At 42.2% G+C, this 15,312-nt stretch carries 15 protein-coding genes; 11 read left to right on the top strand and 4 right to left on the bottom strand.

The window, feature by feature from the left end:
* Positions 1–37: 37 nt before the first annotated feature.
* From CFS04_RS03530 to CFS04_RS03480, 11 genes are all read left to right on the top strand, one after another.
* Complete coding sequence (locus CFS04_RS03530; protein ID WP_088809235.1) at positions 38–2,077, top strand: Na+/H+ antiporter; 2,040 nt, start codon at positions 38–40, stop codon at positions 2,075–2,077.
* Positions 2,078–2,089: 12 nt separating this feature from the next.
* A complete protein-coding gene (locus CFS04_RS03525) occupies positions 2,090–2,650 on the top strand; it encodes a TIGR00730 family Rossman fold protein (protein ID WP_088809234.1) in 561 nt (186 codons plus the stop codon).
* A gap of 194 nt (positions 2,651–2,844) precedes the next feature.
* Positions 2,845–3,387: a helix-turn-helix domain-containing protein gene (locus CFS04_RS03520; protein WP_088809233.1), complete on the top strand. Its 543-nt coding sequence runs from the start codon at positions 2,845–2,847 to the stop codon at positions 3,385–3,387.
* 14 nt (positions 3,388–3,401) lie between these two features.
* The gene (locus CFS04_RS03515; protein WP_088809232.1) at positions 3,402–4,496 is read left to right on the top strand and encodes an ABC transporter ATP-binding protein; all 1,095 of its coding nucleotides are present in this window, start codon (positions 3,402–3,404) and stop codon (positions 4,494–4,496) included.
* Entirely contained in the window at positions 4,496–5,305 is an 810-nt protein-coding gene (locus CFS04_RS03510; RefSeq protein WP_088809231.1) for an ABC transporter permease, read from the top strand. Before CFS04_RS03515 ends, CFS04_RS03510 begins: the two co-directional genes overlap by 1 nt.
* Positions 5,302–6,108: an ABC transporter permease gene (locus CFS04_RS03505; protein ID WP_088809230.1), complete on the top strand. Its 807-nt coding sequence runs from the start codon at positions 5,302–5,304 to the stop codon at positions 6,106–6,108. The genes CFS04_RS03510 and CFS04_RS03505 overlap by 4 nt, the downstream gene beginning before the upstream one ends.
* On the top strand, positions 6,105–7,178 hold the full coding sequence (locus CFS04_RS03500) for an ABC transporter substrate-binding protein (protein ID WP_088809229.1): 1,074 nt from the start codon (positions 6,105–6,107) through the stop codon (positions 7,176–7,178). Before CFS04_RS03505 ends, CFS04_RS03500 begins: the two co-directional genes overlap by 4 nt.
* A gap of 299 nt (positions 7,179–7,477) precedes the next feature.
* On the top strand, positions 7,478–8,179 hold the full coding sequence (locus CFS04_RS03495) for a carbonic anhydrase family protein (RefSeq protein ID WP_088809228.1): 702 nt from the start codon (positions 7,478–7,480) through the stop codon (positions 8,177–8,179).
* A 59-nt stretch (positions 8,180–8,238) separates the two neighbouring features.
* The gene (locus tag CFS04_RS03490) at positions 8,239–8,781 is read left to right on the top strand and encodes an HD domain-containing protein (RefSeq protein ID WP_088809227.1); all 543 of its coding nucleotides are present in this window, start codon (positions 8,239–8,241) and stop codon (positions 8,779–8,781) included.
* Positions 8,782–8,913: 132 nt separating this feature from the next.
* A complete protein-coding gene (locus CFS04_RS03485; RefSeq protein ID WP_088809451.1) occupies positions 8,914–9,789 on the top strand; it encodes an ROK family protein in 876 nt (291 codons plus the stop codon).
* 52 nt (positions 9,790–9,841) lie between these two features.
* Complete coding sequence (locus tag CFS04_RS03480; RefSeq protein ID WP_088809226.1) at positions 9,842–10,771, top strand: nitronate monooxygenase; 930 nt, start codon at positions 9,842–9,844, stop codon at positions 10,769–10,771.
* Positions 10,772–10,997: 226 nt separating this feature from the next.
* On the opposite strand, the gene CFS04_RS03475 is transcribed toward CFS04_RS03480, so the two are convergent.
* The 4 genes from CFS04_RS03475 to CFS04_RS03460 form a co-directional block, all read right to left on the bottom strand.
* Entirely contained in the window at positions 10,998–11,573 is a 576-nt protein-coding gene (locus CFS04_RS03475; protein WP_088809225.1) for a histidine phosphatase family protein, read from the bottom strand.
* A 22-nt stretch (positions 11,574–11,595) separates the two neighbouring features.
* Complete coding sequence (locus CFS04_RS03470; RefSeq protein WP_088809224.1) at positions 11,596–12,447, bottom strand: aldo/keto reductase; 852 nt, start codon at positions 12,445–12,447, stop codon at positions 11,596–11,598.
* A gap of 127 nt (positions 12,448–12,574) precedes the next feature.
* Positions 12,575–13,942 (bottom strand): argininosuccinate lyase, encoded by a 1,368-nt coding sequence (argH, locus tag CFS04_RS03465; RefSeq protein ID WP_088809223.1) that lies wholly within the window; start codon positions 13,940–13,942, stop codon positions 12,575–12,577.
* Between the two features lie 3 nt (positions 13,943–13,945).
* Positions 13,946–15,160 carry an argininosuccinate synthase gene (locus tag CFS04_RS03460; protein ID WP_088809222.1) on the bottom strand — a complete coding sequence of 405 codons (1,215 nt, stop codon included), beginning with the start codon at positions 15,158–15,160 and terminating at the stop codon, positions 13,946–13,948.
* Positions 15,161–15,312: the final 152 nt, after the last annotated feature.

Raw genomic sequence — 15,312 nt, 5'->3', positions numbered from 1 at the left:
TTTTCATGCATAATGTGTCTAGAGGAGGAGAAGTAATTTGGAGATATTTCTATTTGTATTACTACTATTAGTCGCTATTTTTATATCCAATTTACTAAACCGGTTTATACCATTTGTTTCGGTTCCACTTATTCAAATTGGACTCGGTATATTAATCGCTCTCTTACCGATTGGCGCAGAACTAAAACTTAATCCAGAATTGTTTTTAGTCATGTTTATTGCACCACTTCTTTTTAATGATGGAAAAAGAACGGATAAGAAAGCGCTTTGGCGACTTCGGACACCAATTTTGGTACTGGCTCTAGGTTTAGTTTTTGCTACTGTACTTATTATCGGCTACTTTGTGAACTGGATGATTCCAACTATTCCACTAGCTGCGGCTTTTGCACTGGCGGCATCTCTTGCGCCGACTGACGCAGTTGCAGTTGGATCACTTTCAGGGCGTATTCATTTGCCGAAACGAATTATGAATTTATTAGAGGGAGAATCATTAATTAATGATGCTTCGGGTCTTGTTTCGTTCCAATTTGCGATTGCAGCTATGGTGACGGGGACATTTAGTTTGTTGAGTGCTTCATGGAGTTTTCTTGTCATTTCGATTGGCGGCGTTTTAGTTGGGCTAATCCTTAGTTTTCTGAAATTCCAATTTTTAAAATGGGTGCGCGGACTAGGCATGGAAGATGTAACGTTTCATATGCTAATCCAAATTTTAACCCCGTTTTTAATTTATTTAGCCGCAGAAGAATTACATGTTTCGGGCATTTTAGCAGTTGTGGCTGCGGGTGTTGTTCACGCTGTTGAAGGAAAGAAAATGGATCCGCAACAAGTGAAATTAAATGTTGTTTCAAAAAGTACGTGGTCTGTAATTGTATTTGTTTTGAATGGGCTTGTCTTTTTAATTTTAGGGACGCAATTGCCTTCTATCGCGGAAGTGGTTTGGCGCGATTCGGGTATTAGTAATGTGCAAGTGACGGTTTACATCTTACTCATTACGGCGGCGCTCATTTTATTACGCTTTGTTTGGGTATTTGGTTTTTGGCAATTTGACCACTCGCGGAAAGCGAGGAAAACGAAGCAGCGACCTGCGTTACGGACGGCTTTATTGACAAGCCTTTCTGGGGTTCGGGGAGCTGTGACGCTTGCTACCGCCTTATCGATTCCCTTTTTCTTAGACAATGGCGAGCGTTTCCCGCAAAGAGATTTACTTATTTTTATCGCTTCGGGTGTAATTCTTTGTTCGCTTCTGATTGCGACGTTTATTTTGCCGATTTTGGCGCGTGGGGGCGAAGCGGACGTTGGGGATTTGCGGCTTAGCCGTGCGGTGCAAATTAAGATTTTGCGAAATGTGATTCGCGGGTTGCACGCCCAGATTACGCCGGAAAATAAGGCTGTGACTGAACTTGTTATGCAGGAATATCGCGGTCGAATTCATGATCTTCAGCAAGGTGAGGCCCATCATAAAATGTCGGATGAAGAGAGAGCGAAGCGGCTTGAAATTATTGGCTGGGAACGCGAGAACATGAAAAAAATGCGCGATGAGGGACAAGTTAGTGCGAGCACAGTTTACCGCTACGAAAGCTATCTTGGTATGATGGAATCGGCTTTAAAACAAAAATTCCTTGCGCGGACTAAAACTTTTTTGATGTTTGCGAAACGCGCGCTACGGCTCGTGTTACATCCGAAGAAATTTAAGAAGATGCAGCAAAAACTTGGAAATACGAAGGAAAAACAAAAAGAGGCTTTTGCTGAAATGCAACTTTTACGTGAGGAGAACGAAAAGTTAACGATTCGTCTTTTGAAATCACAAATTACGGACGACAATACGGATTTAATTGGTCCGCTTATTACGGAACACAAAATGTTCCTTGATCGTCTTAGCGAGAATCGTGTGCGTCCAAGTGAACGACCGAAATCAAATCAAAAGGTTCGCGAAATCGAATTGCTTGGTATTCAAATGGAGCGCGACAACATTCAAAGTATGTTTGAAAACGGTAGTATTTCACGTGATTTGGCGCGTGATTTGAGGCAAAATCTAAATATGCTTGAAATCTATACAGTGGAAGAAGAAATGGCGTAAGGAGAGATAACGTTGAATATTGCAGTTTATTGCGGGGCTAGCGTTGGTGAAAACGCGGTTTATGCCGAAAGCGCCGTACAATTAGGTGAGTGGCTAGCCAGTTCGGGGCATAGTCTTGTATATGGCGGTGGCAAAGTTGGCTTGATGGGCATTGTCTCAAATACAGTTTTAAATGCTGGAGGAAAAGTGTATGGTGTGATGCCCCAATTTTTAGTGGACCGTGAAATTGCCCACGACAAATTGACGGAACTTGTCATTACAAAGGATATGCATGAGCGGAAAAGGAAGATGATGCAACTTGCGAACGCTTATATAGCACTTCCAGGCGGACCGGGCACGCTTGAAGAAATTTCAGAAGTCGTCTCTTGGGGTCGAGTTGGTGAGCATCAAAATCCGTGTATCTTTTTTAACGCCGGAGGCTACTATGATTTCGTGCAAATGTTTTATAACAAAATGGTAGAAGATGGCTTTTTGACGGCGGAAGACCTCGCCAACATTTTATTTAGCGACGATTTTGCCGAAATTGAAGCGTTTATGGCTAATTATAAGGCGGCGAGTGTTAGACAATATTAATGGTGAAATCCCTTTCGGGAGTTAGTTTTTGATTAACTTTCGGCGGGGATTTTTTTATTTGAAAAAGCTATTGAAGTTCAAAATGCTTTGTTGTATAATGAGTCTTGCTGTTACTAAACCTAAAGTTTAATTTTACTAAACAAGTGTGCTTTAGAGTTTAGAATAACTAAACTTCACGAAAGGGAGATGCGCGGATGGAAATTGGAAATCGAATTAAAAATTTACGACTGAGTAAAAATTTAACGCAAGAAGAACTAGGCGAGCGAACGGATCTTACGAAAGGGTATATTTCGCAATTAGAACGTGATCTTAGTTCACCTTCCATCGAAACGCTTTTCGCTATTTTGGAAGTTTTAGGACAATCACCAAAAGATTTTTTTGACGAAGAAGAGCGGCAGCAAAAGGTGATTTATGGTGAAGAGGAACGGACTTTTTATGAGGATACGGAGAAAGGCTACCGAATTGAGTGGCTTGTGCCGGAATCGAATGAAAAGGAGATGGAACCTGTTTTGCTCGAAATTAGCGCCAGAAGCTGCTTTAAGCAATTTGAACCGTCGCTTTCAGAAACGTTTGCTTATGTGTTGAAAGGGACTGTGACAGTTCTCCTAGGCGATAAAACGTATGAAGCAAAACAAAATGAAACGATTTATTTTCATGCAGCAGATGAACACCAAATAATGAATGACGGAGAAGAAGCTGCAACGCTCATTCTAGTTGCAACAGATTCGTATTTGTAAGGGAGGAAAGACGTGTGCAAGATACAATTATTCGTTTTGAAAATGTAACGAAACAATTTGATGACGATGCGCCAGTTTTGGACAATGTCAGCTTTGAAATAGAAAAAGGTAAATTTTACACGCTGCTCGGACCATCAGGTTGCGGAAAAACAACGATTTTACGTCTCATTGCTGGCTTTTTAGAGGCAACAGACGGCGATATTTATTTAAACGAAAAGAAAATTAATGCGATTCCAGCAAATAAGCGCCCAGTTAATACCGTTTTTCAAGATTATGCGCTTTTCCCGCATTTAAACGTATATGAAAATGTCGCTTTCGGGCTAAGAATTAAAAAATTAGCGAAAAAGGTAATCGACGAGAAAGTAAAAGAAGCGCTTCGTTTCGTCAATCTCTCCGGCTACGAAAAACGCGAAATCAGTGAAATGAGTGGCGGCCAGCGTCAACGTGTTGCCATCGCCCGAGCTATTGTCAACGAGCCAGAAGTTATTCTTCTCGACGAGCCACTTTCCGCGCTCGACTTAAAGCTGCGGACGGAAATGCAATACGAGCTTCGCGACCTGCAACGCCGTCTAGGCATTACGTTCATTTTCGTTACGCATGATCAGGAAGAGGCGCTTGCCATGAGTGACGAAATCTTTGTTTTGAATAAAGGGGAGATCCAGCAAAGCGGGACGCCGATTGATATTTATGACGAGCCAATTAATCGCTTTGTGGCGGATTTTATTGGCGAATCGAACATCGTCCCTGGAAAAATGATTCAAGACTTCGAAGTCGAATTTGTCGGCCGTCATTTTGAATGTGTCGACCAAGGTTTTAACCCAAACGAAACCGTGGAAATCGTCATTCGTCCAGAAGACTTGGAAATTACCGCCGCCGATAAAGGACAGCTTCGCGTCAAGGTAGACTGGCTTTTATTTAGAGGTGTGCACTATGAAATGGGTTGTATCGATGTAGACGGCAACGAATGGCTCGTGCATACAACTAAAAAAGCAAAAATTGGCGATGAAATCGGTTTAACCTTTGATGCCGAAGCCATTCACGTCATGCGACTAGGTGAAACCGAAGCAGAATTCGACAAACGCCTAGAGAGCTACGACGAGGTAGAGTAATGACCAGACGCGCAAGAAACATGTATCTCGTCCCTTACGTCCTCTGGATTGTGCTGTTCGTCATCGCGCCAATTCTCCTCATCGTTTACTACTCATTTTTCGATGTGGACGGCAACTTTACGTTCGGCAATTACGTCCATTTTTTTACACCCGTTTATATGAAAATGACGCTAAGTTCTTTCTGGTACGCGTTTTTGATTACAGTTTTTACACTTTTGATTTCGTATCCGACAGCCTATTTACTCACAAAACTCAAACATAAACAGCTGTGGCTACTTTTAATTATTTTGCCAACATGGATTAATTTACTCTTGAAAGCTTACGCGTTTATTGGGATTTTCGGCACATACGGCGCAGCCAACCAATTTTTGGAACTCATTGGCATCGGGCAAAAACAAATTTTGTTTACCGATTTTAGTTTCCTATTCGTATCAACCTATATTTTTATCCCATTCATGATTTTGCCGATTTTTAATGCGCTAGAAGAACTCAACCCATCGCTCATTCAAGCATCTAAGGATTTAGGAGCGTCTAGCTTTACAACATTTCGGCGCGTCATTTTGCCACTGACAGCTGACGGGGTAAAATCAGGTTGCCAAGCCGTATTCATACCAGCACTATCCCTTTTCATGATTACCCGACTCATCGCAGGGAACCGCGTCATCACACTCGGAACCGCGATTGAAGAACATTTTCTCGTCACACAAGACTGGGGTATGGGCTCAACAATCGGCGTCTTTTTAATCATCGCAATGATTTTAATTATGTTCTTAACAGGCTCAAAACGGAAGCGAGGTGCCCGTAAATGAAGAAGCGAAATTATGGTAACATTTATCTCATCATCGTCTTTATTTTGCTTTATGCACCGATTTTCTATTTAATGTTTTACTCGTTTAATTCTGGTGGCACAATGCATGGTTTTAAAGGCTTCACGCTCGGCTACTACAAAGAAGTTTTCAGCGATACAAGACTCCTAATTATCGTCTTAAACACATTCGTTATCGCGTTACTTTCATCGGTCATTGCAACGGCTATCGGCGTTTGCGGCGCACTGGCGATTAAATTTATGCCTCGGCCATTTGGTAAGAACTCACTTTTAAGTTTAAATAATGTCCTTATCGTAAGCCCTGACGTTATAATTGGCGCAAGTTTTCTAATTTTCTTCACGATTTTAGGTATTCGACTAGGCTTCATTTCCGTTTTAGTTTCACACATCGCTTTCAGTATTCCTATCGTCGTTTTGATGGTCTTGCCGAAACTACAAGAAATGAGTCCAACGCTCATCGATGCCGCTCGCGATTTAGGCGCCAGTCAGTGGAACGTCTTGTCGAAAGTGATTTTGCCATACATTGCACCAGGCGTACTTGCCGGCTTTTTTATGGCCCTCACGTATTCACTCGATGATTTCGCCGTCACCTTTTTTGTCACAGGAAACGGCTTCTCAACGCTGTCCGTTGAAATTTATTCGCGCGCGCGCCAAGGGATTTCCTTATCAATTAACGCGCTTTCCACTCTAATCTTCCTCTTCACCATTTTGCTCGTCATCGGTTATTACTTCATTAACCGTAGAAATGGCAATAAAGGAATTCGATCGGGGGCGACAAAAGAATGAAGGCTTTACTAAAAATTTTCATTCCAGTTCTCATTCTAGCTTTTGGTATGATGATTTTAGCAACAATGATGAATCGCTCCGAAGGGTATGCAGGCGGGAATACGCTTACGATTTATAACTGGGGCGACTATATTGACCCTACTTTAATCAAAAAATTTGAAAAAGAAACTGGCTTGAAGGTCATTTATCAAACTTTCGATTCGAATGAAGCGATGATGACAAAAATCGAACAAGGCGGCACAACGTTTGATATCGCGGTGCCAAGTGATTATGCCATCAATAAAATGAAGCAGGAGAACTTGCTTATTCCGCTTGACCACACTAAACTGCCAAACGAAAAATATTTAGATCAGCGGTTTATGAACCTTTCATTTGATGAAAATAACGAGTATTCCATGCCATATTTTTGGGGCACACTCGGCATAATTTACAACAAAAAAATGTTTCCGGATAAAAACTTTGATAATTGGGATTCGCTCTGGGATCCAGAACTAAAAAACCAGATTCTACTCATTGACGGTGCGCGTGAAGTCATGGGGCTCGGCTTAAATAGCCTCGGCTACTCGCTAAACGACACAAACGAGGAACATCTACAAGAAGCCCTTCAGAAGTTGAAAAAAATGACGCCAAATGTGAAGGCGATTGTTGGAGATGAAATCAAGCTTTTGATGGCCGATAATGAGGCTGGCGTGGCTGTTACATTTTCAGGCGAAGCTTCCGAAATGCTGAGTGAGAATGAAGATTTAGATTACGTCATTCCGAAAGAAGGATCCAATTTGTGGTTTGATAACATGGTTATTCCAAAGACTGCTAAAAATGTAGACGGCGCACATAAATTCATCAACTTCATGTTAAAACCGGAAAACGCCGCAATTAACGCGGAATATGTCGGCTATGCGACGCCAAACGAGGCAGCCATTAAACTTTTACCGAAAGAAATCTCACAAGATAAGCGCTTTTACCCAGATATGAATGAACTTGATAATTTAGAAGTTTACGACAACCTCGGCAAGCGCATGCTTTCGCATTATAATGAACTATTTTTGGAGTTTAAGATGTACCGGAAGTAAAAACCTGTAAACTACACAGAGAAGAGAGAAATTACAGATCTGGCTATTTTGTTATAAAAAAAGCGGTTAAAGACGCCATTATTGAAATAGAAAAATAAGAAACGCAGCGGTCAAATTATTTGGCCCTGCGTTTTTTTGTATTTTAAGTTGCATGAAAGATATGCGGTAAAATACCTTTAAAATGACTGCTTTTTACTCAAGTGTATGTCTTTTTTGTGAAAAGTTAGAGCATGCGAATTGTAAATTAGTAAACTTTTTTGCTACAATACTTGTAAGTTCTTTAGAAATGGGGGATATTTATGCCTGCTTATGAGATAAATTGGTCGTACAAAGGCGAAAAAGGACCTGCAAATTGGGGACATATTTGTTCCGATTTTGAAATAGCGCAAACTGGGGAAAAGCAATCGCCAATTAATATTCAGACAGAAGAAGTTCAAAGCGTAGAAGGAAATCCAATTGATTTTCACTACACAAATACAAATTTCACAATGAAACGTGTTGAAAATTCCGTGCATCTTTTTCCGCACGAAGATAATCAATATGTGACATTCCGTGATGATAAATATACGCTCCAAGCTTTCCATGCGCACATGCCAAGTGAGCACCATTTAGACGGAGAAAGCTACCCAATTGAGTGGCACTTCGTTCATGAAAATGCGCGCGGTGAGAAATTGGTTATTGGGGCTTTTATGGAAGTTGGCACGAACATTTCCATCGATTTAACGAACGTCAGACGTGCTTTTCCAGAAGTTTTCAAGGAATTTGGCGTCGAGCGTGAGCTGACACTAAATGTTGACGACTTTTTACCAGAAGAAAAAGCCTTTTTCTCTTATGAAGGGTCGCTAACTACGCCGCCAACTGTGGAAGGGATTACGTGGATTGTGCTTAAAAACAGACGTGTATTTGGGCACGTGGCGCATAAGGCACTGGAAAAAGTAATCGGTGGCACAAACCGCCCGATTCAAGAATTAAACGGACGCAAAATTACGTTTCATAAATAAAAGGGTAAGACGCAGCAATCGCTCGCGTCTTATTTAGTACAGAATGAGGATGATGACAGATGTATGAAAAAGCTGTAAAAATGGCTAGAGAAGCTCATGAAGGACAAAAACGTAAAATTACTGGTGAAAAGTACTTTTCGCACCCACTAAACGTTGCGCGCATTTTGCGTCAGGCTCAGCTGCCTGAATACGTTGTCGTTGCTGGGCTTCTTCATGATGCAGCCGAAGACACGGCGCTTACGATAGCGGATATTGAACGAGAATTCGGGGGAAAGGTAGCTAGACTTGTTGCGGCTCATACGGAGGATAAATCGCTTTCTTGGGAAAATCGGAAAAGTCATACCATTCATGTCGTCGAAACAGGCGACCTAGAGGTGAAATCCTTAATTGTTGCCGATAAATTAGATAATCTAACCTCAATTAAATATGCCCTTAGCTCTGAAGGAAATCAAGTGTGGACGTATTTTAAACGTGGTTACAGCGAGCAGAAATGGTATTATATGAGTGTTGCGGAAGTGATGTATAACGGAATTTCAAAAGATGAAGCACCAGCTTTTTTTGCCCAATATGATCGGCTCGTAAAAACGGTTTTTCGGCGGTAATTTTTAAATTAAATTATCTGACTTTTTAGGTACAAAGAATCTAAAACGCTAATTTTCTAAAAATAATCTTGTGTTTTTAGAAAAATGAGGTAAGATGTATTTGAAAACGTTTTACATAGGAGGAAATGAATGATGGTTTTTGGAGCGATTGAAGCAGGTGGTACAAAATTTGTTGTTGCGGTTGGCGATGAAAAAGGTCGAATTATTAAACGAGAAACTTACAAAACAACGGAACCCGCAGAAACGATGCAACAAGTGATTCAATTTTTCAAACAATATGAAAGCGATTTAAAAGCAATTGGTGTCGGCTCGTTTGGTCCTATTGACATTCGGAAAGACAGCGCAACTTACGGTTACATCACGCATACGCCAAAACTTGCTTGGCGAAACTACAATATTATTGGGGCGCTTAAAGCGGAGTTTAGTGTACCGATGGGCTTTACAACCGACGTAAACGCGGCGGCACTTGGTGAAGTGACACTTGGCGCGGCGAAAGGATTAAGCAGTTGTATTTATGTGACAATCGGCACTGGAATCGGCGGGGGAGCAGTCGTTCGCGGCGAAATTTTAGAAGGATTTTCGCACCCGGAAATGGGGCATATCATGGTAAAACGCCATAAACACGACCGTTTCACAGGAAATTGTCCCTCACACGATGACTGTTTGGAAGGACTCGCGGCAGGTGGTGCTATTGAAAAACGTTGGGGGCAAAAAAGCGTCTTGCTTGCTGAGAACGAAGAAGTCTGGAACCTAGAAGCGCATTATTTGGCGCAGGCTGTTATGAATTACAGTTTAATTCTTTCGCCTGAGCGAATTATTTTAGGTGGCGGCGTCATGAAACAGCGCCAATTGTTCCCACTTGTACGTCAAAAGCTCAAAGGCCTCATGAATCAATACGTGCAACTACCAGCGCTTGATGAGTATATCGTTCCGCCGCTTTTAGAAGATGATGCGGGCATTACGGGCTGTGTGATTTTAGCCGTTCAAACGTACGAAAGAGAGTTTTAAAGCGACCATATTTTTGGTATAATGTGAGCAAACACACATTTGGAGGATTACTATGTCAATTACAACTTTACTGGGAATTAAATACCCCATCATTCAAGGTGCGATGGCGCAAATTGCGAAGGCACCCCTAGTTTCTGCCGTATCAAACGCCGGCGGGCTTGGCATCATTGCGTCTGGCGGAATGAGCGCGGATGATTTGCGGGTTGAAATTCAGAAAACGAAGGCGCTCACGGATAAGCCATTTGGCGTTAATTTAATGCTAATGATGGAAAATATTCAGGAACTTACGGACGTCTTAATTGAAGAGGACGTTAAAATAATTACAACAGGCGCTGGCACACCAAAAAGTTTCATGCCGATTTGGAAAGAAGCGGGCATAATTGTGATGCCAGTTGTGCCGTCTGTCATGATTGCTAAAAGGATGGCGAAGCTTGGAGCGGATGCGATTATTGCGGAAGGCACGGAAGCTGGTGGGCATGTCGGCGAAACGACGACGATGGCCTTGTTACCGCAAATTGTAGATGCTGTCGATATCCCCGTTGTCGGGGCTGGTGGCGTTGCAGACGGGCGGGGAATTGCGGCTTGTTTTGCGCTTGGCGCAGAAGGCGTTCAGGTTGGGACCCGCTTTTTAGCCACAGATGAATGCCCTGTACATCCTAACTTCAAAGCTGCGATGTTAAAGGCAAGTGATCGCGATACGACGGTCACGGGTAGAAAAGCGGGCGCGCCTGTGCGTTCGATTAAAAACAAAATGATTAAAGAATACTTGCGTTTGGAAGAAGAAAATGTTGACCGCGATGCCCTAGAAGCATTGACGCTTGGCTCGCTAAGAAAAGCGGTTTTAGAAGGCGACACGGAAAACGGTTCCATCATGGCCGGTCAAATTACGGGTATGATAACGGATATTAAACCGTGCGCGGAAGTCATTCAAGATATGATGCGCGAGGCAAAACGTGTTGCGGGGAATTTGGTGGTTGAATAAAAGAAGAGAGCCAGAGGAGGCTCTCTTCAGAGTGATGACAAACGGCGATCTTCGTCGTTAAAACCTCCGTTCCGCTCCTCACGTACTCGAGTACGTTCCGGTGCGGTACTCGGTTTTGCCTAGAATCTCACCATTTGTCATCACTCTGATTTTGCGTGGTACGTTTTGTTTGGTGTGAATTTAAAGCTCTTCTACAAGCTGAAGAGAGCCCCGTGGCTCTCTTCTTTTATATGGAAGTGAAATCATGTTCAATAATCTCTTCTAAAATAAATTGATTTTGGTGATACTGGTATTTGAACAAAGAGCAGTTTTGTATTTTGGCTTTCTTTTTAACGGGGCTGGTATGTTCCCAGTGACGATAAAAGTTGGCTATTGCGGCGCCGTGTGAGACGATTAAAATGTTGCCTTCGCGGCTGTTTTTTGTGATGTCTGTAATGGTCTTTGTGATTCTTTCTTCTACTTCTATTTGTGATTCACCGCCAAACTGGATGAAAAAATCTTGATAGGGAAGAGGTGGATTTAAATGTTCGCCCTCTCCTTCGTAAGTTCCAAAATTCCATTCACGTAAACCTTTTACACGCTTATAAGGGATGTCTGTCAGTAGTTCAAGGGTATCACAGGCTCTTTCAGACGTTGAAGAATAAGCCTCATCCAAAATAATATTATTACGTTCTATATGGGTACGCGCTATTTTTGCTTGTTTAATACCTATTGGTGTTAGCGGGGAGTCGCAAAAACCTTGAATTTTATGCTGTGCATTAAAAAGTGTTTGACCGTGACGCATTAAATATACAGTTTTCATTTACGAATCCTCATTTCTGCTATTAAATACCTTCAATTTCTCGTGTCGCCATCCATTTAATCATAGATGGATCTGCATGTGAGAAAAATTGGCTTTCACCGATGTTCATTGTTGCAATGGCTTCTTTATCTTCCTCCGTTAGTGAGAAATCAAACACATCGATATTTTCCATCATACGTTCTAATTTTACTGATTTAGCTAGCACAATGATATCTTGTTCGACTAGCCAGCGGACAATAATTTGCGCGGTGCTTTTTCCGTATTTTCCCCCAATTTTTGTTAAAACGGGATGATTGAAAATATCATTTTTACCTTCAGCAAAGGGTGCCCATGCTTCGGCGGCAATTCCTTCTTCTTGGAGGGCATGAATGTTTTTTGTTTGCTGCTGGAAAGGGTTAATTTCAATTTGATTGACTTGAGGTGTGACCGCATTGAATTCAGCTAAATCGACGGCGCGTTCTACTGCAAAATTAGAAACTCCAATCGCTTTTACTTGACCGTTTTTCTGTAATTCTTCCATTGCCCGCCAAGCGCCGTAAATATCGTTATAAGGTTGATGAATGAGTAATAAATCAACGTAATTAAGGCTCAGACGCTCTAACGATTCTTGGTAGGATTTCATAACACCGTCATAACTAACATTATGAACCCAAATTTTTGTTGTCACAAATAATTCTTCACGAGGGATTCCAGAAGCGGCAATTCCTTGACCAACTTCTTGTTCGTTTAGATAACTTTGCGCTGTGTCGATATGTCTGTAGCCAGCTTTAATTGCGTTTTTAACGGCTTCGGCAGTTTCTTCTTTTGGAATTTGATATACACCAAATCCTAAAATTGGGATTTCAATCCCGTTGTTTAGTTGGATGTTTTTCATGTTATATTCCTCCTCCATTTTTACATTCTTAGTATAAATGTTGGAGTGGACTCTAAGGCAAGTTATATGATTTTTAAAACAAAATTTATGCTTGTTTTTTTGTATGTCCGAGACTCGCTATTCGTTATTATTTTTCTTTCGCTCGTTCTATCGCTTGTCGCACCGAATCGAAACCAGTTCCGCCGTAAGAGGTGCGTTTTTCTACAGCCGTTTTCGAGGCTAGACTTTCATATATATCCGCTTCAATAAGAGGCGAGACGGCCTTGTAATCTGCGAGTGAGATATCTTGCAGGAAAATTCCTTTTTTCGTGCAGTCTAAAACGAGTTTTCCAACGATTTCATGCGCTTCTCTGAAAGGCACGCCTTTTTTAGCTAAATAATCGGCGAGTTCGGTCGCGTTTGAGAAATCTTTTTCGGTCGCTGTTTGCATGCCTTTTTCGTTTACGCTCATCGTATCAATCATTCCGGCGAAGATGGCTAAACTGTTCGTCACCGTTTCCACTGTATCAAACATGCCTTCTTTGTCTTCTTGAAGGTCTTTATTATAGGCGAGAGGGAGGCTTTTCATGACTGTAAGAAGCGAAAATAAATTCCCGTAGACTCGTCCCGTTTTCCCCCGAATAAGCTCTGCCATGTCTGGGTTTTTCTTTTGAGGCATGATAGAACTGCCGGTTGAAAAAGCATCGGTTAGTGTGACAAATTGAAACTCGTGGCTCGTCCATAAAATAAGCTCTTCGCAAAAACGCGAGAGATGCATCATTAAAATTGCCGAATGGCTTAAAAACTCGATAATGTAATCGCGGTCGCTTACGGCATCCAAACTGTTTTCATAGACGTTCTCAAATTCCAGTAGCTCTGCGCTGTATTGGCGATCAATTGGAAAAGTTGTGCCAGCAAGCGCGGCGGCTCCGAGCGGTGAATAGTCGATGCGCGTTAGATTTTCTTGAAAGCGCTCCGTGTCACGCGAAAACATATCATGATAGGCGAGCAAGTGATGGGCGAACGAAATCGGCTGCGCGTGCTGCAAATGCGTATAGCCGGGCATAATCGTCTCCACATGCGCTTCTGCTTTTTGGATTAACACGAGTTTTAAATGTTTAAGCGCCTTTAAAATGTCGTTTACCGCGCGTTTTAAGTACAAATGCATATCCGTTGCCACTTGATCGTTGCGACTTCTCGCCGTGTGCAGCTTGCCTGCTGTCGCACCAATTTCGCCGTGCAGTAATTTTTCCAAATTTAAATGGATATCTTCATTTTGCGTTGTAAACTGAAGTTTTCCTTGCTGCAATTTATGTCGCAGTGACTCCAAACCAGAAATAATCAATTTGGCGTCGTCTGCTGGCAAAATCCCAGTCTTACCAAGCATCTTTACATGCGCCAAGCTACCTGTAATATCCTCGTCCGCGAGTTTTTGGTCGAACGAAATCGATGCACCAAACGCATCAATCCAGTCTTCGCTCACGCCTTCAAAGCGGCCGCCCCAAAGTTTTTCCATTCGTCACACCTCGCTTATCGCGGTTTTTTGTGCATTCACTTCTGCGTTCACTTTAGTTGGCAGACCGAACAGCTTAATAAAACCAACTGCAGCCTCCTGATCAAAAGTATCTGCCGAGGTATACGTGGCCAAGTTTTCATCATAAAGGGAATTAGGTGACTTTCTTCCTTCTACAATGGCATGCCCTTTGTAAAGTTTTAGGCGGATAACGCCGTTTACGTACTGCTGTGTCGTTTTTAGGAAGCTGATCAGTGCCTCTGTGAGCGGCGAATACCAAAGCCCGTTATAAATGGTTTCGCTGATTTTTTGCTCAATAAGCGGTTTGAAATGCGCCATTTCGCGAACGAAAGTCAAGTCTTCAAGCGCTTTATGTGCGGTGATTAGCGTCACGGCACCAGGGCATTCATACACTTCGCGTGATTTAATGCCGACTAAGCGATTTTCGATATGATCGATGCGTCCGATTCCGTGCTTGCCGGCAATTTGGTTCAGCGCAAGAATTAAATCCGCGAGCCCCATTTCTTCATCGTTTAGCGCGATTGGCACGCCAGATTTAAACGCAATCTCAATGAATTCCGGCGCATCGGGCGCGTTTTCAAGTGAGGCAGTTAGGTCATATGCTGCTTCAGGTGGGGCTGTCCACGGGTTTTCTAAGACACCGCATTCATTGCTTCTGCCCCATAAATTTTGATCAACAGAAAACGGGTTGTCTAAGTCAATTGGAATCGGAATCCCGTTTTCTTTTGCATAGGCAATTTCTTCTTCGCGCGACCATTTCCAGTCACGAACGGGCGCAACGACTTTTAAATGCGGGGCTAGGGCATGGATTGCGACTTCAAAACGGACTTGGTCATTGCCTTTCCCCGTACAGCCATGCGCGATGGCAGAAGCCCCTTCTTTTTCGGCGATTTCAACAAGTTTTTTCGCGATTAAAGGTCTTGAAAGTGCCGAAACAAGCGGGTATTCCCCTTCGTAGTAGGCATGGGCTTGAAGCGCCACCAACGCAAATTCTTTCGCAAACTCATCTTTTGCGTCCACCGTGTAAGAGGCAGAAGCCCCAACTTCTAAAGCTTTTTCTTTAATAAAATCGAGGTTTTTCCCTTCCCCAACGTCTAGACAGCAAGCAATGACATCATAATTTGAATGAACGAGCCACTTGATTGCTACAGAAGTGTCCAAACCACCAGAATAAGCCAAAATAATTTTTTCCTTCACCATTTTAACAGCCCCTTTATTTATAAATATACATTTTGTTTAATATATATTACCATTGATTATGTATTTTTACAACAAAAAATTAATTTTTATTCATTCAGGTGTTTAAAAATCCACGTTGCGTTATAATTGGTTAACTGAAATAAACCTGATAT

The sequence above is a fragment of the Listeria sp. ILCC796 genome (genome assembly GCF_900186175.1).
In the GTDB taxonomy this organism is placed as follows: domain Bacteria; phylum Bacillota; class Bacilli; order Lactobacillales; family Listeriaceae; genus Listeria; species Listeria goaensis.
The sequence above is the reverse complement of the archived record's forward strand: the minus strand, read 5'-3'. Positions and strand labels throughout refer to the sequence as shown.

Bases quoted from the DNA above. Each gene is read 5' to 3' on its own strand.
- CFS04_RS03520 (WP_088809233.1), top strand. From the start codon at position 2,845: ATGGAAATTGGAAATCGAATTAAAAATTTACGACTGAGTAAAAATTTA.
- CFS04_RS03510 (WP_088809231.1), top strand. From the start codon at position 4,496: ATGACCAGACGCGCAAGAAACATGTATCTCGTCCCTTACGTCCTCTGG.
- CFS04_RS03505 (WP_088809230.1), top strand. From the start codon at position 5,302: ATGAAGAAGCGAAATTATGGTAACATTTATCTCATCATCGTCTTTATT.
- CFS04_RS03500 (WP_088809229.1), top strand. From the start codon at position 6,105: ATGAAGGCTTTACTAAAAATTTTCATTCCAGTTCTCATTCTAGCTTTT.
- CFS04_RS03495 (WP_088809228.1), top strand. From the start codon at position 7,478: ATGCCTGCTTATGAGATAAATTGGTCGTACAAAGGCGAAAAAGGACCT.
- CFS04_RS03490 (WP_088809227.1), top strand. From the start codon at position 8,239: ATGTATGAAAAAGCTGTAAAAATGGCTAGAGAAGCTCATGAAGGACAA.
- CFS04_RS03485 (WP_088809451.1), top strand. From the start codon at position 8,914: ATGGTTTTTGGAGCGATTGAAGCAGGTGGTACAAAATTTGTTGTTGCG.
- CFS04_RS03480 (WP_088809226.1), top strand. From the start codon at position 9,842: ATGTCAATTACAACTTTACTGGGAATTAAATACCCCATCATTCAAGGT.
- CFS04_RS03475 (WP_088809225.1), bottom strand. From the start codon at position 11,573: ATGAAAACTGTATATTTAATGCGTCACGGTCAAACACTTTTTAATGCA.
- CFS04_RS03470 (WP_088809224.1), bottom strand. From the start codon at position 12,447: ATGAAAAACATCCAACTAAACAACGGGATTGAAATCCCAATTTTAGGA.
- argH (WP_088809223.1), bottom strand. From the start codon at position 13,942: ATGGAAAAACTTTGGGGCGGCCGCTTTGAAGGCGTGAGCGAAGACTGG.
- CFS04_RS03460 (WP_088809222.1), bottom strand. From the start codon at position 15,160: ATGGTGAAGGAAAAAATTATTTTGGCTTATTCTGGTGGTTTGGACACT.